At 62.4% G+C, this 22,865-nt stretch carries 18 protein-coding genes and 1 pseudogene; 12 read left to right on the forward strand and 7 right to left on the reverse strand.

Features of this window, described 5'->3' with window-relative positions; genetic code table 11:
- Window positions 1-62: 62 nt before the first annotated feature.
- The 3 genes from mutM (at window position 63) to PK789_RS04275 (ending at window position 4,407) form a co-directional block, all read left to right on the forward strand.
- The gene (gene mutM, locus PK789_RS04265) at window positions 63-875 is read left to right on the forward strand and encodes a bifunctional DNA-formamidopyrimidine glycosylase/DNA-(apurinic or apyrimidinic site) lyase (protein ID WP_324307248.1); all 813 of its coding nucleotides are present in this window, start codon (window positions 63-65) and stop codon (window positions 873-875) included.
- Between the two features lie 63 nt (window positions 876-938).
- Complete coding sequence (locus PK789_RS04270) at window positions 939-1,520, forward strand: ECF-type sigma factor (RefSeq protein ID WP_324307249.1); 582 nt, start codon at window positions 939-941, stop codon at window positions 1,518-1,520.
- Window positions 1,521-1,548: 28 nt separating this feature from the next.
- Window positions 1,549-4,407: a serine/threonine-protein kinase gene (locus tag PK789_RS04275; protein ID WP_324307250.1), complete on the forward strand. Its 2,859-nt coding sequence runs from the start codon at window positions 1,549-1,551 to the stop codon at window positions 4,405-4,407.
- Here PK789_RS04275 and PK789_RS04280 read toward each other — a convergent pair.
- Window positions 4,346-4,966, reverse strand: a complete 621-nt coding sequence (locus PK789_RS04280; protein WP_324307252.1) for a thymidine kinase — start codon at window positions 4,964-4,966, stop codon at window positions 4,346-4,348. The genes PK789_RS04275 and PK789_RS04280 overlap by 62 nt on opposite strands.
- 61 nt (window positions 4,967-5,027) lie before the next feature.
- Between PK789_RS04280 and PK789_RS04285 the strand changes: the two genes are divergently transcribed.
- The 5 genes and pseudogenes from PK789_RS04285 to plsB all read left to right on the forward strand — a co-directional run bounded on the left by PK789_RS04285 (window position 5,028) and on the right by plsB (window position 12,399).
- A complete protein-coding gene (locus PK789_RS04285; RefSeq protein ID WP_324307253.1) occupies window positions 5,028-7,037 on the forward strand; it encodes a UvrD-helicase domain-containing protein in 2,010 nt (669 codons plus the stop codon).
- A gap of 57 nt (window positions 7,038-7,094) precedes the next feature.
- Window positions 7,095-7,928 (forward strand): DUF2608 domain-containing protein, encoded by an 834-nt coding sequence (locus PK789_RS04290; RefSeq protein ID WP_324307254.1) that lies wholly within the window; start codon window positions 7,095-7,097, stop codon window positions 7,926-7,928.
- Window positions 7,929-8,131: 203 nt separating this feature from the next.
- Window positions 8,132-9,058: a hypothetical protein gene (locus tag PK789_RS04295; protein WP_324307255.1), complete on the forward strand. Its 927-nt coding sequence runs from the start codon at window positions 8,132-8,134 to the stop codon at window positions 9,056-9,058.
- A 10-nt stretch (window positions 9,059-9,068) separates the two neighbouring features.
- Window positions 9,069-9,437: pseudogene (locus PK789_RS04300) on the forward strand (TonB-dependent receptor plug domain-containing protein); the annotation flags it as partial.
- A gap of 229 nt (window positions 9,438-9,666) precedes the next feature.
- Window positions 9,667-12,399, forward strand: coding sequence for a glycerol-3-phosphate 1-O-acyltransferase PlsB (gene plsB, locus PK789_RS04305; RefSeq protein ID WP_503011894.1), 2,733 nt, complete (start codon window positions 9,667-9,669; stop codon window positions 12,397-12,399).
- Between the two features lie 57 nt (window positions 12,400-12,456).
- Here the strand turns inward: plsB and PK789_RS04310 are convergent, their stop codons facing one another.
- Both PK789_RS04310 and PK789_RS04315 read right to left on the reverse strand, forming a co-directional pair.
- The gene (locus PK789_RS04310; protein ID WP_324307259.1) at window positions 12,457-14,124 is read right to left on the reverse strand and encodes an RCC1 domain-containing protein; all 1,668 of its coding nucleotides are present in this window, start codon (window positions 14,122-14,124) and stop codon (window positions 12,457-12,459) included.
- Window positions 14,125-14,207: 83 nt separating this feature from the next.
- Window positions 14,208-14,426 carry a YdcH family protein gene (locus tag PK789_RS04315; RefSeq protein ID WP_324307260.1) on the reverse strand — a complete coding sequence of 73 codons (219 nt, stop codon included), beginning with the start codon at window positions 14,424-14,426 and terminating at the stop codon, window positions 14,208-14,210.
- 43 nt (window positions 14,427-14,469) lie between these two features.
- On the opposite strand from PK789_RS04315, the gene ttcA reads away from it, so the two are divergent.
- The 4 genes from ttcA to PK789_RS04335 are packed head-to-tail and all read left to right on the forward strand — an operon-like array spanning window position 14,470 to window position 18,113.
- The gene (gene ttcA, locus PK789_RS04320) at window positions 14,470-15,414 is read left to right on the forward strand and encodes a tRNA 2-thiocytidine(32) synthetase TtcA (protein ID WP_503011895.1); all 945 of its coding nucleotides are present in this window, start codon (window positions 14,470-14,472) and stop codon (window positions 15,412-15,414) included.
- Window positions 15,415-15,460: 46 nt separating this feature from the next.
- Window positions 15,461-16,363, forward strand: coding sequence for a recombination-associated protein RdgC (locus tag PK789_RS04325; RefSeq protein ID WP_324307264.1), 903 nt, complete (start codon window positions 15,461-15,463; stop codon window positions 16,361-16,363).
- A gap of 34 nt (window positions 16,364-16,397) precedes the next feature.
- On the forward strand, window positions 16,398-17,318 hold the full coding sequence (locus tag PK789_RS04330) for a lauroyl acyltransferase (protein ID WP_324307266.1): 921 nt from the start codon (window positions 16,398-16,400) through the stop codon (window positions 17,316-17,318).
- 24 nt (window positions 17,319-17,342) lie between these two features.
- Entirely contained in the window at window positions 17,343-18,113 is a 771-nt protein-coding gene (locus tag PK789_RS04335; RefSeq protein ID WP_324307267.1) for a glycosyltransferase family 2 protein, read from the forward strand.
- Between the two features lie 46 nt (window positions 18,114-18,159).
- Here PK789_RS04335 and PK789_RS04340 read toward each other — a convergent pair whose 3' ends face one another.
- From PK789_RS04340 to fmt, 4 genes are read right to left on the reverse strand one after another with little or no spacing between them, the layout of a single operon-like run.
- On the reverse strand, window positions 18,160-18,912 hold the full coding sequence (locus tag PK789_RS04340; protein WP_324307269.1) for a glycosyltransferase family 25 protein: 753 nt from the start codon (window positions 18,910-18,912) through the stop codon (window positions 18,160-18,162).
- A 3-nt stretch (window positions 18,913-18,915) separates the two neighbouring features.
- Window positions 18,916-20,643: an ArnT family glycosyltransferase gene (locus tag PK789_RS04345; protein ID WP_324307270.1), complete on the reverse strand. Its 1,728-nt coding sequence runs from the start codon at window positions 20,641-20,643 to the stop codon at window positions 18,916-18,918.
- 23 nt (window positions 20,644-20,666) lie between these two features.
- On the reverse strand, window positions 20,667-21,950 hold the full coding sequence (gene rsmB, locus PK789_RS04350) for a 16S rRNA (cytosine(967)-C(5))-methyltransferase RsmB (RefSeq protein WP_324307271.1): 1,284 nt from the start codon (window positions 21,948-21,950) through the stop codon (window positions 20,667-20,669).
- The gene (gene fmt / locus PK789_RS04355) at window positions 21,947-22,864 is read right to left on the reverse strand and encodes a methionyl-tRNA formyltransferase (protein WP_324307272.1); all 918 of its coding nucleotides are present in this window, start codon (window positions 22,862-22,864) and stop codon (window positions 21,947-21,949) included. The genes rsmB and fmt overlap by 4 nt, the downstream gene beginning before the upstream one ends.
- Window position 22,865: the final 1 nt, after the last annotated feature.

The following is a 22,865-nucleotide window of genomic DNA, read 5'->3' on the forward strand; positions in this document are numbered from 1 at the left end:
GGCAATATCATGCCACGCCAGCCAGCATTCCCCTGAATTTCAAGCACAGGCACAATCCCCACATGCCTGAACTGCCCGAAGTTGAAACCACCCGCCGGGGGTTGGCCCCGCATGTCGAGGGCCGCCGGGTGACGGCGGTGGTGCTGCGGCGGCCGGATTTGCGTTGGCCGATCCCGCGTGAGGTCTCGCAGCTGTTGCCCGGCCAACCAATCCGCAGCATTCGCCGGCGCGCAAAGTATTTATTATTCGATACCGACGCCGGCAGTGCTTTGCTGCATTTGGGTATGAGCGGCAACTTGCGGGTACTGCCGCCCAACACCCCGCTGCGGCCGCATGACCATGTGGACATCGCGCTGGACAATGGTCAGCTGTTGCGATTTCACGATCCGCGCCGGTTTGGTTGCCTGCTCTGGCAAGCGCCGGGGCAAACCCATTCGCTGCTGGCGGGGCTTGGCCCCGAGCCCCTAGAAGCGGGCTTCGATGGCGACTATCTGTTTGCACGCAGCCGAGGTCGCAGCAGTGCAGTCAAAACCTTCCTGATGGATCAGGCAGTAGTCGTGGGGGTGGGCAATATCTACGCCGCCGAAGCATTGTTCATGGCTGGCATCTCGCCACTGCGCGCGGCCGGCAAAATCAGCCGCGAACGCTATGCGGCACTGGCGATGGCCGCCAAACAAGTGCTGCAACACGCCATCGACCGTGGCGGCACTACCCTGCGGGACTTCATGACTCCGGAAGGTGCGCCCGGTTATTTCGTACAGGAATTACAGGTTTATGGGCGCGCCGGTGCGCCATGCCCGCGCTGCGGGCGTGCGCTGAAACACGCCAACATCGGCCAGCGCGCCAGCGTGTGGTGCGGGCACTGCCAGCGTTGATCGCTGCGCAAGCGCCGCCGGCATTCGCTATGCTGGCGGCTCCCCCGCCCTCTGTTGACCGCAATGACTGTTGCAGGTGACATCACTGTGTTGCTGGATGCCGCCCGCGATGGCGACCGAGATGCACTGGATCGCGTGCTGGCCACGCTGTACCAGGAACTGCATGGCATGGCCCGCCGCCAACTGGCAGGGCAGCAGCATGGACATACGCTGGATGCCACCGCCTTGGTCCACGAGGCCTACCTCAAACTGATCGGGCGCGGCAGTGGCAGCGCGCAATTTGACGATCGCGCGCACTTCTTCGCGTATGCCGCATCGGCGATGCGCTCTGTCATTGTGGATTACGCACGCCAGCGCTTGGCGCAAAAGCGCGGCGGCGACTTGCACCGGGTGACCGACTTGCCCGATGACATCGAAGGCGGGCTGCGTTTGGACGAGGACATGTTGGGTCTGGATACCGCACTGACCCGGCTGACGGCGGTGGATCCGCGCCTAACTCAGGTGGTGGAGCTGCGCTATTTCGCCGGGTTGTCGGAACTGGAAATCGCCGCCTTGATGCAGCGTTCCGAGCGCAGCGTGCGCCGCGACTGGCAGAAAGCGCGGATGTTCCTGCTGGCCTCGTTGCAGGAGACCCCGTCGGTCTGACCGCAAGGTCAGGGAGGCGGTTGCCGGCATGGATCTCGCGCGTTGGCAACGCCTGTCGCCACTGCTGGATGCCCTGCTGGAGCTGCCTGCCGACCAACGCGCCGAGCACCTGCAAGTGCTGCGCTGCGAAGACCCGCAACTGGCCGCCGAACTTGAACGTCTGTTGCTGCTTGAAGCCGACGATGCCGAATTCCTGAACACGCCGGTGATGCAACTACCGGCCGGCGTGGTGCCCGGTGCGCGCTTTGGCCCGTACCGGCTTGAGCGCGTGCTGGGCGAAGGCGGCATGGGCCAGGTATGGTTGGCTGCACGTGCCGATGGCCTGTACGAGCGCAAAGTGGCGCTGAAGTTGTTGCGCTCCGGCCTGGTCGATTCCAGCCTGCGCCAGCGCTTTGACCGCGAGCGTGAAATACTGGCGCGGTTTGCGCACCCGTTCATCGCACGCCTGTTGGATGCCGGCGTTGATCAAGGCGGGCAACCGTATCTGGCGTTGGAATACGTGGATGGTGAGCCGATCACCAGTTGGTGCCAGGCGCGGCAACTGGACATCGCCGCGCGCCTGGATTTATTCCGGCAAATTTGCGATGCGGTCAGCCATGCGCATGCCAACCTCATCGTGCATCGTGATTTAAAGCCTTCCAATATTCTGGTCACCCCCGACGGGCATGTGCGTCTGCTCGATTTTGGTATCGCCAAGCTGCTGGATGTCAGTCCATTACCGGTAGAACAAACTCGCACCGGCGTGCGCGCGTTCACCCTGCACTACGCCGCACCCGAGCAAATTCGCGGCGAGCCGGTCACCACCATGACCGATGTGTATTCGTTAGGCGTGATCTTGTACGAGCTGCTGACTGGCAGCAAACCGTATCGGCTCAAGCGCCAAACCGATGCCGAATGGGAAGAGGCGATCTTGGAAGGCGCCCCCTTGCGCCCATCGCAGGCTGCGACCCTCGCCGATCCATTGCAGATCAAGCCCTACACCCCGCGCCGGCTCGCCAAGATGCTATCGGGGGACTTAGATAACATCGTCCTGAAAGCACTGGCCAAGCAGCCCAATCAGCGTTATGTATCGGCCGAAGCGTTGTCGCAGGATTTACTGTGCTTTTTACGTGGCCGCCCGGTGCAGGCACGCGGCGAAAGCATGGGCTATCGGCTACGCAAATACATGCAGCGCCATCGCTGGTCGATTGCCGCAGGCTCGACCATTTTATTGGTGCTGACCACCGCACTTGGCGTGGTCGCATGGCAGGCACAGCGCGCCCTGCACGAGGCAACCCGCGCACAAGCGATGCAACGTTTCATCGCCGAATTATTCCAAGATGCCAGCAGCTCGCCGAACACCCCGATCGACCTGCGCAGCCTGCTGGACATGGGCATTTTGCGTGGCGAACACAGCCTAGCGCGACAACCGCAGGCACGCGCCGAGCTATACGGTGTGGTTGCACAACTGCGGCTGAGTCTAGGCGACTATCGTGAAGCCGATGAATTGCTGCAACGGCAAGCCAATTTGCTGACACACCTGCCAGATGCGCCGTTCAGCCTGCGCCTGGAGTCGGCCACCTTGCGTGGCAATGTGCAGCGCCAATTGGGCAACCCGACGCGGTGTATGGCGCAAATGCAGCCATTGAGTACGCAGGTTGATACCGAGCAAACTCGCCTGCCACAACAGGCTGCCGCGTATTACACCCAGCTTGGGCGCTGCCTGCGCGATGTGAATCAAGCCGATGCAGCCAAGCGGCTGTTTACCCGCGCACTGGATCTGCGCCGCAAACAGGGCGACGAAAGCGGGGTCGCCGAAACCACCCTCGATATGGCCACCTTGCAAGCCGATGCCGGCAACCCTGAGCAAGCCCTGCGCACCATCGCCACCGGCTTGGATCGCCTGCGCCAAAAAGCCGGCGACCACCACCCCGAAGCCATCGACATGCTGCGCGCCATGTGCGCACTGGAGCGCAATACCGATGCCGTGGATGCGGCCGTGCGCGACTGCAAACAATCACTGAAATTGGCGCAAGATTTGCACGGCCCCAACCATCGCACCGCGATTGATGCCAACCGCCAACTGGCGGCGCTGTATGTGGATTTGGGCCGCTTCAATGAAGCCGAGACCATTTTTCTGGATACAACAGCGTGGATGCGTACACGCCTGGATGCCAACCATCCGGATATGGCCCGCGCTTACAACAGCTTGGCTATCGTGGCGTGGGAACGCGGCGACCTGGCGCGTGCGATGCGCTTTCAGCAACAAGCGGTGGATGCTTGGCGCAAATCTGGCAATGACGGACTCACCTCTGCCGGCTTGTTCAACCTAGCCATGATCTTGCACGATGCTGGCCACGAGCACCAAGCGCTGACAGCGGTGCGCGAATCCACAAGCCTGCGGATACGGCAGTTTGGTGCGCAACATGCGTTGGTCGGCGATAGCAAACGCCTGACCGGTGAAATTCTGGCTGCCCTCGGCAACACCGACCTAGCACGCAGCGAGCTGGAAACTGCAGTGCGCCTGACCCGCGCCGGCTATGGCCCCGACCACTCCCACACCCGCCGTACCGACGTGGCCTTGGCTCGTTTGCTGGCACGCCAAGGCCAAGCCGGCGCGCTGGCGCGGCTCGACCAGTTGGGGCAGCTGCACAACGGCAATATGGAACAACGCAAAGCGGTATGGCTGGCACGCGCTTATGCCGCACAAATTCGCTGCCCGCAGCAACCGCAACTATCGCGTTTGGCACTGGATGCCGTACTTGCCGAGATGCAGTTATTGGCACCCGAAGGTGGTGCGGTCCCGCGTGAGGTGCAGCACATTCGCAACACCTGCGGCAAGCCACTCACAACGGCAACGGCACCTGCAACGGCTCGATCAGTCCCTCGCCACGCATCACCTTCTTGAACTCGGCACGCGACACCGACACATAGCGCTCGTTGCCGCCAATTTCCACCTGCGGCCCGTCCTGTACGGCGCGCCCCTGCGCATCAATGCGCACGTTCATGATGGCTTTCTTGCCGCTGTGGCAAATGGTTTTGATTTCGGAAAACTCATCGGCCCACGCCAGCAAATACTGGCTGCCTTCGAACAATTCCCCGCGAAAATCTGTGCGCAAGCCGTAGCACAACACCGGGATGCGCAGCGCATCCACCACTTCACTGAGCTGCCAGACCTGCGATTTGCTCAAAAATTGCGCCTCATCCACCAGCACGCAATGCAATGGCCCGTTATCGCGGATGTCGTCTTCCACCACCTGCTGCAAATCAGCATCGCGTGAAAACGCCAGCCCCTGCGCGCGCAAACCAATCCGCGAGGCCACCGTACCCGTCGCCACCCGGTCATCCAGATGCGGGGTCAAGATCGCCACCCGCATGCCGCGCTCGCGGTAGTTGTGCGCGCTTTGCAGCAAGGTGGTGGTCTTGCCCGCGTTCATCGCGGAATAGTAGAAATAGAGTTTGGCCATGCACGGATTCTACCGGCGCACAAGGCTGGCACGCAGGCCCGCCAGCTTCGACAATGGCAGCATGCAACATGCGCATCTCCACGGCCTCAACCCCCCACAACGGCAAGCGGTGTTGCACACCGAAGGCCCGCTGCTGGTGCTGGCCGGTGCCGGCAGTGGCAAGACCCGGGTCATCATCGAAAAGATCGCGCATCTGATCCAGTCTGGCCGCTACCCGGCCAAGCGCATCGCCGCAATCACCTTCACCAACAAATCCGCGCGCGAAATGCGCGAGCGCGTGGGCAAACGCATCAAGGGCGACGCCGCGCAAGAATTGACGGTGTCCACCTTCCATGCGCTGGGCTTGAAGATCCTGCAGATTGACCACGCCAAGCTGGGGCTGCGGCGTGGGTTTTCGATTTTTGATGCCGATGACTCGGCCGCGCAACTGAAAGATTTGCTGCCGCCGGGCAGCAAGCCCGATGTCATCGATGCCGCCAAGCAACTCATCAGCCGCGCCAAAAACGCCGGCCTGTCGCCCGAGCAAGCCAGCGCCGCCGCAGGCAGCACCCGCGAGCGTGAAGCCGCTGCCTTGTATGCGCGTTACCAGCAACGCCTGACTGCCTTCAACGCGGTGGATTTTGATGATTTGATCCGGCTGCCGGTGCAATTGCTGGAAACCGATGCCGAGGTCTGCGCCGCATGGCGCGAGCGTATCGGCTATCTGTTGGTGGACGAATGCCAAGACACCAACGATGCGCAATATCGCCTGCTGAAAGCCATTGCCGGTGACGCAGGCCAGTTCACCTGCGTGGGCGATGATGACCAGAGCATCTACGCCTGGCGCGGGGCCAATCCGGATAATTTGCTCTCGCTGGGCACGGATTACCCGGCGCTCAAAATCGTCAAGCTGGAACAAAATTACCGCTGCTCCAACCGCGTGTTGCGCGCTGCCAATGCACTGATTGCCAACAACCCGCACGCGCACCCCAAAACGCTGTGGAGCGAAGCTGCCGATGGCGAGCGCATCCGCGTATGGGAATGCCGCGACGCCGCGCACGAGGCCGACAAAGTTGCCGCCGAGCTGCAATTTATCGGACAAAAATTCACCCCACCCAATGGCGCACCGCCATGGGCCGACTGCTGCATTTTGTTCCGTGGCAATCACCAAAGCCGCGCCCTGGAAAAAGCCCTGCAACTGTTGCGCATTCCCTATCACTTGAGTGGTGGCACTGCGTTTTTGGATCGCGGCGAAGTCAAGGACGCGTTGGCGTGGCTGCGCCTGCTGGCCAACCCCGACGATGACGCTGCATTTTTGCGCGCGGTGCAGTCGCCCAATCGCGGCGTGGGTGCCGGCACCTTGGCCAAGTTGGGCGAGCTGGCCGCACACGCGCACCTGCCTTTGTCGCGAGCCGGTGAGTCGATCACCTTGGCCAAGCAACTCCCCGCACGCGCCGCCAATGCCTTGCAGGGGTTTTCCAGCATCTTGCATGACCTGCGCCAAGACGCCCACCGCCTGTCACCTGCCGAATTGGTACGCAGGCTCAATGAGCGCTCCGGCCTGCTGGCCGCCTTGCAGGCCAGTTGCAAAGACGCCGCGCAGTTTCAATCGCGGCGGCGCAACCTGGATGAGCTGGCCGATTGGTTTGACGGCCCCAAGACCTCCGGCCCCGGCGAATTGGCGGCGGCGCTGGCGCTGCTCAGCCATGCCGACAAAGGCGATGCCGGCAATCAGGTGCGCTTGATGAGCATGCACGCGGCAAAGGGGCTGGAGTTTCGCTTCGTGTTTATCGTCGGCGTGGAAGACGGCAACCTGCCGCACGAGGCCAGTCTGGAAGAGGGCCGCCTCGATGAAGAGCGCCGCCTGTTCTATGTCGGCATCACCCGCGCCAAAGAACGCCTGTGGTTGTCGCACGCCAAAGAGGCACAACGCTGGGGCGATAAATTGCGCCTACAACCCAGCCGCTTTATCGATGAACTCCCCGCTGGCGAATTGCAGCGCGACGGTGCCGACCCGGTGGCCGATGCCGCACAAAAAGCCGAGCGGCGCAGCGCCAGCTTGGCCAATATCCGCGCCCTGCTGGCAGATTGAACAGAAACCGTCACCTGCGCCGAGTAAACTGAGCGCCCGTTGTCGATGAGCCTCGCCATGCGCCGTTTATTGCCACTTGTGTTCGTTGCCCTCCTCAGCGCCTGCGCCAACACTGCGCCGCGCACCCATATGGCGGCATCGGATGTGCGCGAAATCGACAGCCTTGCCGCCATCGCTCCGGCCCTGGCCGAATCCCACGCGCGCAGCTTGCTGGTGCTGGATATCGACGACACCTTGCTGACCTCCGACGGCTTTTTTGGCAGCGACAAATGGTACGAATGGCAAAAGCACCTACCCAAGGACGACCCGGGCAAAGTGCCCTGCCTGTTTGATGTGATTGCACTCAATTACGAAGCCGCCAGCCAACACCCCACCCAGCCCGATGGCCCGGCACTGATCAATGCCATTGCCTCGGACAAACTGCTGCTGACCTCGCGCAACCCGTTATACCGCGGCGGCACCTTACGCACCTTGCGTGATGCCGGCTACGCACTGCCGCAGATGCTCAGCACACAAACCGAAGGTAGCAGTTGGGATGCCCGAGCAAATGCGGCGGCCAAGCCCGTTCACGTCAGTTACGACCAAGGCGTGTTCATGACCTCGGGGCAAGACAAAGGCGTGATGCTGCGCGCATTGCTGCAACGCCTGCGCCTGCACTACGACCGCGTACTGCTGGTGGATGATGGCCAGAAAAACATCGATGCCATGCGTGCAGCCCTGCGTGACGCCCATATTTCGTACCTCGGCCTGCACTACACCCGCGTCGACAAAACCATCAGCGATGCCGACGCCACTGCCGGGCGCAGCGGCTGGCAGGCATGGCGGCAATTGCTGGCCAGCACCTATCCGCAACGCTTGCAGGCGATGGAACACGGAAGCTGTAGTTATTGATAAAAATCAAATGGTTGCGCATTAAATACACCCTATTGCATTAAATTTAACATGCAAGTAACATTTCTGCGTCCGGTGCACGCCGGAGTGATGCCACAACCGTCGTCCATACCGGCCCTGCCGGTTCTTGAGGAGGCCCCGGGCCTCCTTTTTCTTTGCCTGCCAACTTGCACCCGCAGGCATCGCCGCCGACACTCCCCCGTATGCCGTCAGGTTTCCTCCCCCTTCGTCGCTGCTCCTACGCGCTGGCCTGCGGCCTGACCCTACTGCTGAGCGCCTGCCAGCCCAACAGCGCAAAGCCGCATGCCCCGCTGGCGGACCCCCCCCGTCGCACGACTTTCGCCACCCGCCCGGTGGACGCGGTGTACCTGCTGCGCGACCGCCTGCTGGCACGCGACGGTGCCGGGTTTGCGCAACTGGCGGTACCGCCAGCGCTGCACGCCGAATTGGAGCAAGCATGGCGCAACGGCCATAGCCGCTGGCCACTGGACGAGCTGCCCCTGGATGCCCGCATCCCGCGCATGTTGGCCGCCTTGCAAGTGCCGAATGCCGACAAGGTCTTGCTGGCCACGTTTCGCAACCAATTTGCCGGGGCCGATGCCGATATCGACCAAGCCATCCGCACACTGCTGGTATTTGGCGGCGAATACGTACAAACCGACCCCGACAGCAGCCCCGCCGAACGTGAACACACCCGGCAAGCCATGGCCGCCGTGGGTGCGTGGGCCCTGCAAGCGCCACTGGCCGACCCCAAGCGTGCGCAACGGTTCTTCCCCATCGTTGCCGCCGCCGCCGTGCGCAGCGGCATCAACGGCAAACTGGGCGACGCCGCCTTCACCCAGCTGGGGATGACCCAAAGCCTGAACCGGCTATCACCCTTCCTCGCCACCTTGCTGGCCCAACTGCGCCAGCAATACGGCCTCGACATCGACGCGGCCCTACGCAGCCTGCACGTCAGTCTGGCGCAGCAAACCGGCGACCAAGCTCAGCTGCGCCTGCGCTATACCCTGGCCGGTCACCGCATCGACGCGCTGCTGCCCGCCACCCGCATCGACGGCTACTGGTACCTGACCGATTACGTCGCACGGGCGGAAAGGTCGCTCCCGGCAAGCCAGCTGAATGTGCGCTAGCACATAATTCATTACCACCAGTGGCTTGGCCGATATCTCCACCATCCCGGCCTCGGCGGTGGAGCGCATTGAAGTGCTGAAAGACGGTGCCTCGTCGATCTATGGCTCGGACGCCATCGCTGGCGTGATCAACGTCATCACCCGGCAGAATTTTGAAGGCGCGATGGCCAGCGTGTATTACGGTCAATACGGCCAGGGCGACGGTGCGATCAAGAAGGGCGACGTGGTCTGGGGGATGGGTAACGACCGTGGCTCGATCGTAGTTTCCGGTGAATACCGCAAGGAGGATGGCGTGGGTGCCACCGCCCGTGGGTTCGCCCAATATCCGCGCGGCCCCCTGCACCCCACCGACAACTGGACCACGGTGGGTGCCTACGGTGGTTTTGACATTGGCCGCTTCTGGTACGTCAAGTACACCCAGAAGTTCTGATCGCAACACGTCAACACCGCAGCATCAGGGCCGCCCTTCGGGGCGGCTTTTTTTATTGTTGCCAACAGCAGTCGGTTTGGGTTTGCCGCATATCACCGCAAAAACGTGATCGCCTTCTCAGCACTGCAACACCACCCGGTCGCCGGCATTCGCCCCCGTCGCCCGCCGCTCGGCCATAATGGCAACGATGCCTAACCGCCAGACACCCCCACAGGCCAGCCTGTTCGACCCACCTCCTGCCGACGGCACTCTGCCCGCGACGGGTGGTGACGCCGTGACGACCGCCGCCAGTGATGCCGCGCCGCTACCCGTGCCGGAATTTGTAACGTCCGGTCATGCCGAGACCGCGACCGCCGCACCCAGCACCACATTGCCAACGGCGCGCACCAGCAACGCGCGTGCGCCGCTATGGGCGCGGATGCTGGGAGCCGTGTTGGATCCATGGCTGACTTTGGACATCGAAAGCGATGCTGCGGTCGCGGCAGATCCGCGGCCGATTTGCTATGTGCTGGAAGACTACGGCCTGTCCAATGCGTTGATTTTGCAGCGCGCCTGTCGGCAAGCTGGGCTGCCGCCGCCTCTGCAACCTATCGCCGGCGACCCGCTGGGGCGCAAGCGCGCCTATGTAGCGCTCTCACGACGCCATGTGAATGCACTGGGCCTGCTGCCCGGAGCCGAACACAAGACGCACTCCGGTTCGTTGGCGCGGTTGCTACAAGCGCATCAACGCAATGCGACGCTGGATGTGCAATTGGTTCCGGTATCGATTTTTGTAGGCCAGGCCCCCAAGCGCAGTAGTGGTTGGTTTTCCGTGCTGTTTTCGGAAAACTGGACGATGGTGGGCCGCTTCCGGCGCTTGCTGGCCATCCTGCTCAATGGCCGCGACACCCTGGTGCAATTTGCCGCACCAATGTCGATCCGCGAGACCTTGGCCGAGGACTTACCGCCGGAACGCGCCGTGCGCAAAGTCTCGCGCGTGCTGCGCACCCACTTCCGTCGGGTGCGCGAGGTGGTCATTGGGCCGGACTTGTCCACCCGCCGCATGCTGGCCGAGCAAGTGCTGTCGGCACCGCTGGTCAAAGACGCCATTGCCGACCAAGCGCGGCGCGATAACAGCAAACCGGAAGAAGCCTGGAAAAAAGCCAATGCGTATTTCTGGGAAATCGCCGCCGACTACTCCAACACGGTGGTGCGCTCACTGAGCTTCATGCTGACCTCGGTGTGGAACCGGATTTACCGTGGCGTGTTGGTGCATCACCTAGATCAATTCAAGCAAGAAGCACCGGGCCACGAAGTGGTGTACGTGCCCAGCCATCGCAGTCACATGGACTACCTGCTGCTCAGCTATCTGCTGTATAGCCACGGGGTGGTGGCACCGCATATTTTTGCCGGCATCAATCTCAATTTGCCGGTGGTGGGCAGCGTTTTACGCAAAGGTGGCGCGTTCTTTGCGCGACGCAGCTTCAAGGGCAATGCGCTGTATTCGGCGGTGTTCCGTGAATACATGGCGCAGCTGGTGGCCGGTGGCTATTCGATCGAATACTTCATCGAAGGCGGGCGCTCGCGCACCGGCCGCCTGCTGCAACCCAAGGGCGGCTCGCTGGCGATGACCGTGCGCGCCTACCTGCGCCAACCGACCCGGCCGATGCTGTTCCAGCCGGTCTACATCGGCTACGAAAAACTGATGGAAGGCCGCAGCTATCTGGATGAGCTGTCTGGCAAGCCGAAAGAAAAAGAATCCATCTGGCAATTGCTCACCGGTATTCCCAAGGTGCTGCGCAGCAATTACGGGCAAGTGGTGGTGAATTTTGGTGAGCGCATTCAACTGCGTGACATCCTCGCCACGCATGCGCCGGAATGGGATGGCCAACCGGTGGGCGACGATGAAAAGCCGGTGTGGTTTTCGCGCACGGTGGACGCGCTGGCGCAAAAAATTCAAACCCATGTCAACCGCGCCGCCGACGTCAACCCGATCAACCTGCTGGCATTGGCATTGCTATCCACGCCCAAGCACGCGATGGGCGAAGCCGACCTGCGTGCGCAAATCGCGCTGTCAAAAACCTTGTTGGCAGAGGTGCCGTATTCGCACTGGGTGACGGTGACACCGCACACGCCGGAACACATCATCGCGCACGGTGAAGAGATCGGCTTGATCGAGCGCACCACCCACCCGCTCGGGGACGTGCTGGGCGTCAGCGGCGATAACGCGGTGTTGCTGTCTTACTTCCGCAATAACGTGCTGCATTTGTTCACCGCATCGTCGTGGATCGCGGTGTGCTTCCAGAACAACCGCCGCATGGGTCGCAAACAATTGCAACAGATCGGCCGCAGCCTGTACCCGTTCTTGCAGGCGGAGTTGTTTTTGCCGTGGGATGCCGACACCTTTGCACAGCGTATCGACCGCACGATTGAAGTGTTTGTGCGCGAAGGTTTGCTGGAACAAGTCAGTGACGACGACGGCGGCATCTTGCAGCGCAATGCCGGCCAGACCGACGAAGTGTTCCGCCTGCGCGCGCTCGGCCACACCTTGCAGCAAGCCTTTGAACGCTACTACATCGCCATTGCCATCCTGGTAAAAAACGGTCCCGGCGTGCTCGGTGCCGGTGAACTGGAAAGCCTCTGCCAACTCACCGCGCAGCGCCTCTCGTTGCTGTACGCACCGGCCGCGCCGGAGTTTTTCGACAAGTCGCTATTTCGCAGCTTCATCCAGCAATTGCGCGAGCTGAAACTGGTCTGGCCCAACCCCGACACCAGCAAATTGATGTTCGATGAACGCCTGAACGCCTGGGCCAAAGATGCCCGCGTGGTGCTGGGCCGCGAACTGCGCGCCACGATTGAAAAAATCAGCCCGGATACCGGGCGCACGACGGGCGAGCAACCCGCCGTGACGGATAACAGCACTGCCGACTGAAACACACACAAACGGGGCCGCAGCCCCGTCTGTGCGCTTGCACACACGGCCGCACAATCAGGGGGCACCACCCCAGCAGGTGCGGGTACCGTCATCACCGACGGCGCAAGTTTGCGTGTAGGACGCGCTGACGTGCACGTAGCGTCCCGCCGGCGGTGTGGCCTGCCCGTGGGCGTTGCTGCCCCAGCAGGCCAACTCACCACTATCGCGAATCGCACAGGCGTGTTGTTCCCCGACCGACAGTGCCTTGAACCCGCCGGTGGGCACCGCCGTGGCCGTCATCGCACCACCCCAGCAAGCCAAGGTGCCGTTAGATCGCAGGCCGCAGCTGAACTGGTCACCTTCACCCAAGGCAAGCCAACTGCCACTCGGCACCGTAGTGGCGCCCGTACCGCTGTAACCCCAGCAGCGCGCGCTACCATCGTTGACGATGCCGCAGCCGTGGAACGACCCCCGGCTGAGCTGGCGGTAATACATGCCGGTTCTGAACGGCAGCAGCGTCGGCGTGGTTTGCCCGTAGTTGTTCAAGCCCCAGCAACCATATCCACCGGCACCCGTCAGGGCACAGCCACCCAGGCTGCCAACGCGCATGTCGGCGTACTGACCGCTCGGCGGGCTGGCGCGGTTGACATCATTGAAGCCCCAGCACGAGAGCGTGCCGGTCGCACTGCGCGCGCAGCTGAAACTACCACCCGCGCCCACGTCGGCAAAGCTGCCGGCAGGTGGGGAGGCTTCGCCGCTGCTGTTGCTGCCGGAGCAAACCAAGCTGCCATCGGCATCCAGATCGCAGGCGTGCGCGTAACCCGCAGCCACGGTGCCCATGCCGAACGGGCCACGCGGCGCATTGCGTTGGCCGTAGGTGTTGTCGCCCCAACACACAGCACGGCCATCCACGGTCAATGCACAGGTGTGCTGGTAGCCGGCCGTCACCGCGCTATAGCGGTTTGCCTTTGATAGCGGCGGGCTGGATTGGCCATTGCTGTTGCCGCCGCCGCAAGTCACGCCGCCATTCACACTCAAGCCACAGGTATGCACGTCCCCGGCCGCCAGTGCAGTCAACGCCGACCCTGCGGGAACGCTGGCCGCAAGCCCATTGCCCCAGCACACCGCACTGCCGTTTGCACGCACACCGCAGGTATGAAAAGACCCGGCAGTCACTTGAATGAATTGCTCATTGGCGGGCACCGTGGTGCCGCCATTGGTGTTCGACCCCCAGCACTGCGCGACGCCATCGGCACGCAAGCCACAGGTATGCTCGGCGCCTGCGGTCAATGCCACGAACAGTTGCTTTGGCGGTTGGGTTTCGCCGGCGACATTGCGCCCCCAGCAAGCAACCGCGCCGCTGGCACGCAGGCCACAGACGTGCACATTGCCGGAGGCAAGCGCCACGAATCGCGTGTTTGCAGGCACCATCAATTGTCCGTAACTGTTGTCACCCCAACACACGGCAACACCATCCGAACGCAGGCCACAGCTGTGGTACGCGCCCACCGACACCGCCGTGAATGCCCCTTTTGTTGGCGGCGTGCTTTCCCCGGCCCCATTGCTGCCCCAGCACGCCACCGAACCATCCTGGCCAATTGCGCAGCTATGGTTGCCACCCGCTGCCAACGCCACCACCCGCCCACGCCCGTCGGGAATGGCACCCGAACTGGTTTGTGCCAGCGCAGCGCCCGACCACAGGCCCGCCAGCAAGACGAACCATCCACACCATAAAGCCTTCATCGCACACCCCTTCGCAGTGCCGACACCGCATCGGCAGTCCCATCCTTAGCGCGGTTTGGGGGGGATAGCGGACAACCCTAGACCTACGCCGGTTGATCCGGAATCAGCGCATTCTCGATCCACGCGATCTGGTCTTTCAGTAGCAATTTGCGTTTTTTGAAGCGTTTAAGCATCAACTCGTCGGCGCGTATATCCGCCTGCAAGCGTGCGATGGCCGCATCCAGATCGCGGTGCTCCTGCCGCAGCACGGCCATGCGCTGGGCGAGGCGGGACATTTCGGCAGGGTGCAGGGGCTGGCTCATGGTGTGAGCATAACGCGCCGGCTGGTCGCGTGTGACGGGTAAAATGGCAGGTATGCACAGCCTCGACGCCCCCACCGCCGCCCCGCCCCGCCACAAGCACGAAGCCGACAAACTGGCCAAGCGCCTGCGCCATCAGGTGGGCCGCGCGATTGCTGATTTCGGCATGATCGAAGACGGCGACAAGGTGATGGTGTGCCTGTCCGGCGGCAAGGACAGCTACACCTTGCTGGATGTGCTGCTGCAATTGCAGAAAAAAGCGCCGGTGCGTTTCAGCATCACCGCGGTCAATCTGGATCAAAAGCAACCCGGCTTTCCCGAGCACGTCCTGCCCGACTACCTGAAGTCAATCGGTGTGGACTTCCATATCATCGAACAAGACACCTATTCGGTGGTCAGCCGGGTGATTCCGGAAGGCAAGACCATGTGCTCGTTGTGCTCGCGGCTGCGCCGTGGCGCGCTGTACACCTATGCGCAAACACATGGCTACACCAAAATTGCGCTGGGCCATCACCGCGATGATTTGGTCAACACGTTTTTTCTGAATTTATTTTTCCACGCCAAACTCAGTGGCATGCCACCCAAGCTGCTGTCCGATGACGGCAAGCATGTGGTGATTCGCCCGCTGGCCTATGTGCGCGAGGCCGACATCGAGGCGTATGCCGAGGCCAAAGGCTTCCCGATCATCCCCTGCAACTTGTGCGGCTCGCAGGAGAATCTGCAACGCAAGCAGGTGAAAAAAATGCTGGCGCAGTGGGAAAAAGACAGCCCCGGCCGCATTGAAACCATGGCGCGCGCGCTGGGTGATATTCGCCCCTCGCAATTGAGCGACACGGCGTTGTTCGACTTTCGCACCTTGGGCCAACGTGGCGACGCGGCGTTGCCCGATGCGCATGCGTGGCTGGCCGGCGCGCCGGCCGAACACACCCCCCTGGCGCTCCCCGCGCGCCCCATTCGCAACCACGACGGGTTGGATATTTTGAAAGGCTGACCCGTCACTGCCTTTGCGCCTGCACGTTTCTCATCAAGGATTTTTGATGTTTTTTCGCAACCTCACGCTGTTCCGGTTTCCCTCCTCACTCGATGTGTCTGACCTTGAAAGCCAACTGGCCGAATGCGCACTCAAACCAGTGGGCCCGCTGGAATTGTCCTCGCGCGGCTTCATCACCCCGTTGGGCCAACACGGCGACCAGTTCTGCCAACGGCAAGACGCGGCGTTGTGGCTGGCCATCGGCGGCGAAGATAAATTGCTACCCGGCGCAGTGGTCAATGATCTGCTGCAAAAAAAGTTGGCATCGATAGAAGAAAAAGAAGGCCGCAAACCCGGTGGCCGCACCCGCAAGCGGCTCAAGGACGAGTTGATTACCGAGCTGCTGCCGCGTGCCTTCGTGCGCCCGGTGCGCACCGATGCGCTGATGGACACCCAGTTGGGTGTGATCGCGGTGGACACCTCCTCGCGCAAGAGTGGCGAAAGCGTGGTGTCGGAAGTGCGCCGCGCACTGGGCAGCTTTCCGGCGTTGCCGTTGAATGCCGAAGTGGCCCCGCGCGCCATTCTTACCGGCTGGATTGCTGGCGACCCCATGCCCGACGGCCTGAGCTTGGGCGACGAATGCGAATTGCGTGACCCCACCGACACCGGTGCGGTGGTGAAAATTCAGCGCATGGAATTGTCGGGTGATGAAATCCGCAAACATTTGGAAGCCGGCAAACAAGCCACGCGCTTGGCATTGGTGCTAGATGACCATGTCAGTTTTGTCATCGGCGAAGATTTGATCGTGCGTAAATTCAAATTACTCGATGGCGCGGTGGATCAGTTGGAAGCCAGCGATGGCGATGACATCGTGGCGGAATTGAATGCCCGCTTTGCACTGATGGCCGGTGAATTCAAACGCCTGTTTACGGTGCTGGAAGCGGCCTTCAAACTCAGCAAGGCGGAGTGAGTTAGGTGCGGTGGTCAGCGCCTACAATCGCGGCATGACCAACCTCGCCGCCACCTTGCTATACGCCCTTGCCTGGAGCGTGGCGCGGTTGCCGTGGCCGCTGTTGCGCGCGCTTGCCGATGCGCTTGCGCGGCTGTGGGTGGCCCGCAACGCGCGCGAGGCACGGGTCGCACGCCGCAACCTGGAATTGATCCGTGGCGATTTGGACGACCACGCGCGCACATGCTTGCTGCATGCCATCTTGCGCGCCACTGCGCGGCAAGCATTTGAAACACTGCGCCTGTGGACACGCCCATCACCACGCAATTTGGCCGATATCGTGGCGATCCACGGTGAAGCTTTATTCGATACCGCACTGGCCGACCCGCGCGGCCTGATCGTGGCTGCGCCGCATATGGGCAACTGGGAATTGCTCAATCAGTGGCTGGCGAAAAAAACGCCACTGGCCATTTTGTACCGGCCGCCGGAATCGGCCATTGGCGAAGCTTTTCTGCGCCGCGTGCGCGCCAATGTGACCGGTGAAGTCGAGCAAGTGCGCGCCGAGGCTTCTGGCGTACGCACCCTACTAAAACGCCTGCAAAAAGGCGGTGTGGTGGGCATTTTGCCGGATCAACAACCCAAGGCCGGCGAGGGCGAATTCGCGCCATTTTTCGGCAGACAAGCACTGACCATGACCCTGTTGGGGCGGCTGGCCAACCGCAGTGGCGCGCAAGTGTTGCTGTGCTGGTGCCAGCGCCTGCCCGGCAACGGCGCACCGCGCTTTGCCTTGCATATTGCGCCTGCCCCCGCAGGTATTGCCGATGCCGACCCCCAGCGCGCGGTTGCCGCACTCAACGCCGGCGTGGAGGCGGTGGCGCAGCGCGATTTTGCGCAATACCAATGGACGTACAAACGCTACAGCCAGCGGCCTGACGGCAGTGGCGAAGAAAACCCGTATTGGGATGCCTCCCCATGATGTTTGCAACCTGCGTGTTGGCGCATGACTAATTTCGATGCCACCAATACCAATCAGCGCTTGCCGCTGTCGGGTGTCGTCATCACCTTCAACGAAGGCGACCGCATTGCCCGTTGCGTCGGCTCACTGCTGTCGGTGTGTACGCAGGTGGTGGTGCTGGATTCAGGCTCCACCGACGATACGGTCTCGATTGCGCGCGCCTTGGGTGCCACCGTCATCGACCAGCCATGGCTTGGGTTTGCCGCACAAAAAAATGCCGCCATTGCGCAGGCCACACAACCTTGGGTGTTGCTATTGGACGCCGATGAATGGTTACCGTCGTCAGCACAAACGGAGCTACGCAGCCTGTTTGCCGATGCGCAGCTGGCGCGTGCCGATGTTTGGCAGCTATTGCGCAGAACGCATTTTTTAGGATGCGCGATGCGCTTTGGAAGCTTCGCGCAGGAACCCGTCGAGCGGTTGTTCCGGCCACAACTGCGCTATGCACCGCAAGCCGTGCACGAATACCTGGATGTCCGTGGGCAGCGCGTGCTGCGTTGCCGTATCCGCGTGGAGCACGACACCGCACGCAGCGCCGACGAATACTGGAAAAAATTGCAACGCTACGCGCAGCTCTGGGCCGACCAGCAACGGGCACGCGGACGCAAGCACCACACCGGGCGTGGCGCACTGGCGGCCTTGGCTTACCTGCTGAAAAACCTACTGCTGCGCGGTGGACTCTTGGATGGGCCCAAGGCTTGGCATTTCCATTGGTTGCACGCCAAGTATGCGGCGTTGAAATACCGTTTATTGTGAGGCAATCGCAATTTTGCCGATGGCAAACATCACGCGTTGCGCGCTGCTAAACCGGGTTGCGTCCACGTCCCCACAAACGTGCGGGCGCATTGTGCAGTTGCCAGCGCAGGTCGAGCCAAGCCCGACGGATTTCGCGCCCCATCCGCCCCGCCGCACCAACCGTCGCTTTCTGCTTGCCACCGGCGCGGATGGTGGAATCAAACACCTCCTCGCAGGACACCACCGCCGGCTTCAAGCCCAAACATTCCACCCCATGCAGCCACGCTAGATCCATGTAATCGTCAACCGGGAGCACCCAGTTTTTTGCATGCTGTAACAAGCGCTGCGCGGCGGAGGGCGCAAGGTAATAACCGAATGCACACATCGGGCTGCGCCAGTAGCGATGCAATACAAAATCACCAAAGCGTCGCCACGGCGTGCTTGGGCAATCCGCGGCGTGCAGGCGGAAATAGCCCACGTCCTCGGGCAGTGCGGGCAGTGCCTGCAATACCTCCGGCAAGCGTGGATCTAGAACGATGTCGTCTTCAAGCACGATGATCGGCACGCCACCTTCCACGCAATGCTGCCAAAGTAGGTAGTGGCTGGCCCAGCAACCCATCTCACCGGGCCGAAATGGACGCCCCTTCTGTGCGAGACGCTGGTTTAGATCGATATTCGCAAACAGAGGATGCGGCACATGCCCATCGATGGCATCAAAAAAAACAAAAGGAAGATCAAGCTTTGCGACTTGATCTGCAATCGAGGCACGCCGATCGGTGGATCGGGGCAAGTTGATGATGTGCAAAACTGGGGGGGTCATACGTCAATCGTCTTGTGCGCGCGTCGTGCGCGATTCGCTTGATTGCAACTGTGCATTTGCCGCTTGATGTGTCGTTTGGCGATTGCAATTGCGTGTGGCACCCGCCGCCACCAACCACCACCGTCGGCCATTGGCGATATCCATATCCCGCGCTTGGGTTTTGTCGATGCAGGCCGGCAAGCCGTCGCCCTCTTCCACCAATAGCCAACGTGTGGCTGGGCTGGCGTGTTGCCAGCGCAGACCCGCAGCAAACTGGTCGGCAGGTTCGCGCTTGAAACCAAAATCAGCAGCAGGTCGGTCGGCCATCAACAGTTGTTGTTCGCGCCAGCCGACCAAGCCCAATTGCGCATGCGGGCCGATAGTCTGCCCAACATGCCGCATCAAGCCGCGTGAGGACGAGCCATCATTGAGCAGTGGCGCGGCAATCAGCGAATACAACACCCACAACGCAACCAACTGCGCGGCCAATGCCTGCGGCGCACGGCGACGACCACACCACAGCGCCGCCGCCAGCCCAATGCCGCCACATGCCATGAACATCCATGCCAAACCCTGCGACACGCCCGGGTCGCGGCCTTGCATGAATTTCAGCTCAAACCCGGGATCACTCAACAACATCGTCAGCCCCGCCGCCAATGCCGCCAATGCCAACGCCCAGACAAAGCCCAGCAGCACGCGCTGCACCTTGATGTTGCGCAGTAAACCGGGCAATAACGGCGCCAATGCCAACGCCAACATCGGCAGCGCAGGCAGGATGTACATATCGCGCTTGCCCGACGGGATGCTGAAAAACACAAGCACCAGGAGCACCCATGCCAGCGGCAGCAGATAGCGTGGGTCGCGTCGTTGCAGGCGACGTCGCCACGCCGGGATTGCCCATGGCAATACCAGCACGGTGGGCAACCACGCCGTGAGCATCACCTCGATGAAGTACCACCACGGCTGCCCGTGATGCCAGGAATTGGCATAGCGGGTGACGGTTTGCCGCAGCAAAATATCATCGACATACGCGCGGTAGTCCGCGCCACCATGACCCGCCGCGGCCACCAACATCGGCACCAGCCACACCCCGCACGCCGCCAGAAACGCCAGCGGGCCAAGCCAGAATTTTGGGTTACGTGCGTGCACGCGCACATCGGGCCAGCCGCGCAGCGATGCCATCCCGGCAGGTATCAGCATGAGTAGCGCGATGACGCCCACCCCCTTGGTGATGGTACCCAAGCCTGCCGCCGCCCAGCCCAGCGCCCACATGCGCCAGTTCGGCCCATGCAGGACATGCCGCAACAAGCCGTAGCAAGACAGGGTGATCCAGAACACCACCAACGGGTCGATCTGCGCTTTCTTGGCCTGCCATGTGAACTGCAAAGTCAGCAGCACCGCCCAGCCGGCATACACGCCGACCCGTGGCGTCCACAGCCGCTTGCCTAGGTCCACCACGCACCACAGCGTGCCCAATGCCGCCAGCAATGAGGGCAGCAAAAATGCGATGCGCATTTCGCCGGTCAGCCACCACAAACCCGCTTGCATCCACATGAACAGCGGTGGTTTGTCTGAATACAGCTCGCTGCCACGATGTGGAAATAGCCAGTCGCCACTTTCCAACATCTGTTTGGCCACCAGTACAAAACGCGGCTCATCGGCTGGCCACGGGTCACGCAAGCCCAGCCCGGTGACAAGAACCAAGCAGGCAAACAGCCAAAACAACCAGAGGTCGCGACGGGTGTGGGTCATACGGATGCGGACGTGCGATGCCGTTAGGATTTGCGCAATCGTGCGCAAAAAAAGCCGTCTCTGCCAGCGTCTCCGGGTAACCGCTGATGCCCTGCGCCAGTGTCGTGGCCGAAGCGATACGCCAGTGGGATCAACTGCGCGTCGGCGTGGCGGGCAAGAAACGCCTCGATTTGCGTGGCATTTTCGGCGCGCAAAATCGAACAGGTGGCATACACCAAGGTGCCACCGGGCGCGAGCAAGGGCCACAGCGCCTCCAATAATGCGGCCTGCACCTTGGTCAGCGCCGTGATGTCGGCGGGGCGACGGTGCAGCAACACATCCGGCTGCCGCCGCACGATGCCACTGGCACTGCATGGGGCGTCGATCAGGATGGCATCGAACGCCTGCCCATCCCACCACGTCTGCGGCTGCTGCGCATCGGCGGTACGGGTGTCGATTGTCAGGCGCAGGCGGGCGAAACTGTCTTGCATGCGGCGCACGCGGCGGGCATCCACATCCAGCGCCGTGATGTGCAAAGACGCATCGCGTTCGGCCAGGTGCGCGGCCTTGCCGCCGGGGGCGGCGCAGGCATCTAGCACCCGGCCGCCTGGTGCAGGTGCCAGCGCATCCGCGATGGCCTGTGCGGCAGCGTCTTGCACCGACACCAGCCCGGCGTCAAACCCCGGCAACTGCTGCACCGGCACGGCGACATTCAGACGCAGCGCATCGGCCAAGTCCGGGTCGGCGGCAGCCTCGATCCCCGCTTCGCGCAGCAAGTCCCAATAATCATCGCGCAAGATCCAGCGCCGGTTGACCCGCAGCCACAACGGCGGCATATCGGCACTGGCGGCAAAAATTGCATCCGCCTGTTGCGGCCAATCGCTGCGGACTTGTTGCGCCAACCATGCCGGCCATGTCGCTTCCGCCGATACCACCGGAAACGCCTCGCGGGTGGCACGTCGCAGCAATGCATTGACCATGCCTGCCTGATGCGTGCGCTTCAGCGCGCGTGCAGCCTCCACGGTTTCCGCCAGCGCCGCGTGCGCGGGCAGGCCCAGCGCCAGTTGCGCAAACCCAACCAGCAGCAACGCATGCAGGTCGTGATCACGTGCGCCAAGCGGCTTTTGCAGCCAGTGCGCCAAGGCCGCATCAAAAGCCGCGCGCTGGCGCAATGCGGTCATCACGATGGCCTCGACCAAGGCCCGATCACGCGCATCGGGCAGTGTTGGCAAGGCGCTGCCGAGTGCGGCCTTCAGCGATCGCCCGCGATGCAAGACATCTTGCAGCACATGGGTGGCCGTGACCCGGCTAGTGATTGCGGCGGTCATGCCAGCAGGTTGTGGCGGGCGTTCAGGTAATCCTGCGCGGTGATCGGCTTGCCACCTTCGCGCTGTAACCGTAGTAGCCGCAGCACACCTTGCCCGCAGGCGATGTCGATGCCGGCGCGGCTGGCGTCGAGCACTTGTCCGGGGCTGGCGGTATGCGCTGTGGCAAGTGCTGTGGCCGCGTAAATCCGCACACGCTCACCCGCCAGTTGCGCCTCGGCCACCGGCCACGGGTTGAACGCACGCACCTTGTTGGCCAGCACGGCGGCCGGCTGCGCCCAATCCAACTTGGCCTCGGCCTTGTCCAATTTGTGCGCATACACCACGCCCGCACTAGGCTGCGACTGCGGCGGCAGCAGCAAGGTGGCACGCAACAAGCCCAGTGCGTCGGCCAGCACACGCGCGCCAAGATCGGCCAGGCGGTCGTGCAGCTGGCCGCCGGTCTCTTCCGGGCCAATGTCGATGGCTTGTGACAGCAGCACCGGGCCGGTGTCCAAGCCTTTCTCCATCTGCATCAAACAAACGCCAGTTTGACGGTCGCCGGCTGCAATCGCGCGCTGGATGGGCGCCGCACCGCGCCAGCGCGGCAGCAGCGAGGCGTGCACGTTCCAGCAGCCATGCACCGGGATGTCCAGCACCGACTGCGGCAGCAGCAGGCCATACGCCACCACAACCATCACATCGGGTTGCAGTGCGCGCAAGCTCGCCTTGGCTTCGGCGCTGCGGAAATTGTCTGGCTGAAACACGGGGATGCCGCGCTGCACCGCTTCCAGTTTGACCGGCGAAGGCGTCAGCCCGCGTCCACGCCCGGCGGGGCGATCAGGCTGGGTATAGACCCCTACCACTTCGCCACGCAATGCGGCGGCGCGCAGGCAGGGCACGGCGAATTCGGGGGTGCCGGCAAACACGATACGCATG

Source organism: Thermomonas sp. (genome assembly GCF_035369645.1).
In the GTDB taxonomy this organism is placed as follows: domain Bacteria; phylum Pseudomonadota; class Gammaproteobacteria; order Xanthomonadales; family Xanthomonadaceae; genus Thermomonas.

Coding starts and splice junctions, on each gene's coding strand:
- mutM (WP_324307248.1), top strand. CDS start 63: ATGCCTGAACTGCCCGAAGTTGAAACCACCCGCCGGGGGTTGGCCCCG.
- PK789_RS04270 (WP_324307249.1), top strand. CDS start 939: ATGACTGTTGCAGGTGACATCACTGTGTTGCTGGATGCCGCCCGCGAT.
- PK789_RS04275 (WP_324307250.1), top strand. CDS start 1,549: ATGGATCTCGCGCGTTGGCAACGCCTGTCGCCACTGCTGGATGCCCTG.
- PK789_RS04280 (WP_324307252.1), bottom strand. CDS start 4,966: ATGGCCAAACTCTATTTCTACTATTCCGCGATGAACGCGGGCAAGACC.
- PK789_RS04285 (WP_324307253.1), top strand. CDS start 5,028: ATGCAACATGCGCATCTCCACGGCCTCAACCCCCCACAACGGCAAGCG.
- PK789_RS04290 (WP_324307254.1), top strand. CDS start 7,095: ATGCGCCGTTTATTGCCACTTGTGTTCGTTGCCCTCCTCAGCGCCTGC.
- PK789_RS04295 (WP_324307255.1), top strand. CDS start 8,132: ATGCCGTCAGGTTTCCTCCCCCTTCGTCGCTGCTCCTACGCGCTGGCC.
- plsB (WP_503011894.1), top strand. CDS start 9,667: ATGGCAACGATGCCTAACCGCCAGACACCCCCACAGGCCAGCCTGTTC.
- PK789_RS04310 (WP_324307259.1), bottom strand. CDS start 14,124: ATGAAGGCTTTATGGTGTGGATGGTTCGTCTTGCTGGCGGGCCTGTGG.
- PK789_RS04315 (WP_324307260.1), bottom strand. CDS start 14,426: ATGAGCCAGCCCCTGCACCCTGCCGAAATGTCCCGCCTCGCCCAGCGC.
- ttcA (WP_503011895.1), top strand. CDS start 14,470: ATGGCAGGTATGCACAGCCTCGACGCCCCCACCGCCGCCCCGCCCCGC.
- PK789_RS04325 (WP_324307264.1), top strand. CDS start 15,461: ATGTTTTTTCGCAACCTCACGCTGTTCCGGTTTCCCTCCTCACTCGAT.
- PK789_RS04330 (WP_324307266.1), top strand. CDS start 16,398: ATGACCAACCTCGCCGCCACCTTGCTATACGCCCTTGCCTGGAGCGTG.
- PK789_RS04335 (WP_324307267.1), top strand. CDS start 17,343: ATGACTAATTTCGATGCCACCAATACCAATCAGCGCTTGCCGCTGTCG.
- PK789_RS04340 (WP_324307269.1), bottom strand. CDS start 18,912: ATGACCCCCCCAGTTTTGCACATCATCAACTTGCCCCGATCCACCGAT.
- PK789_RS04345 (WP_324307270.1), bottom strand. CDS start 20,643: ATGACCCACACCCGTCGCGACCTCTGGTTGTTTTGGCTGTTTGCCTGC.
- rsmB (WP_324307271.1), bottom strand. CDS start 21,950: ATGACCGCCGCAATCACTAGCCGGGTCACGGCCACCCATGTGCTGCAA.
- fmt (WP_324307272.1), bottom strand. CDS start 22,864: ATGCGTATCGTGTTTGCCGGCACCCCCGAATTCGCCGTGCCCTGCCTG.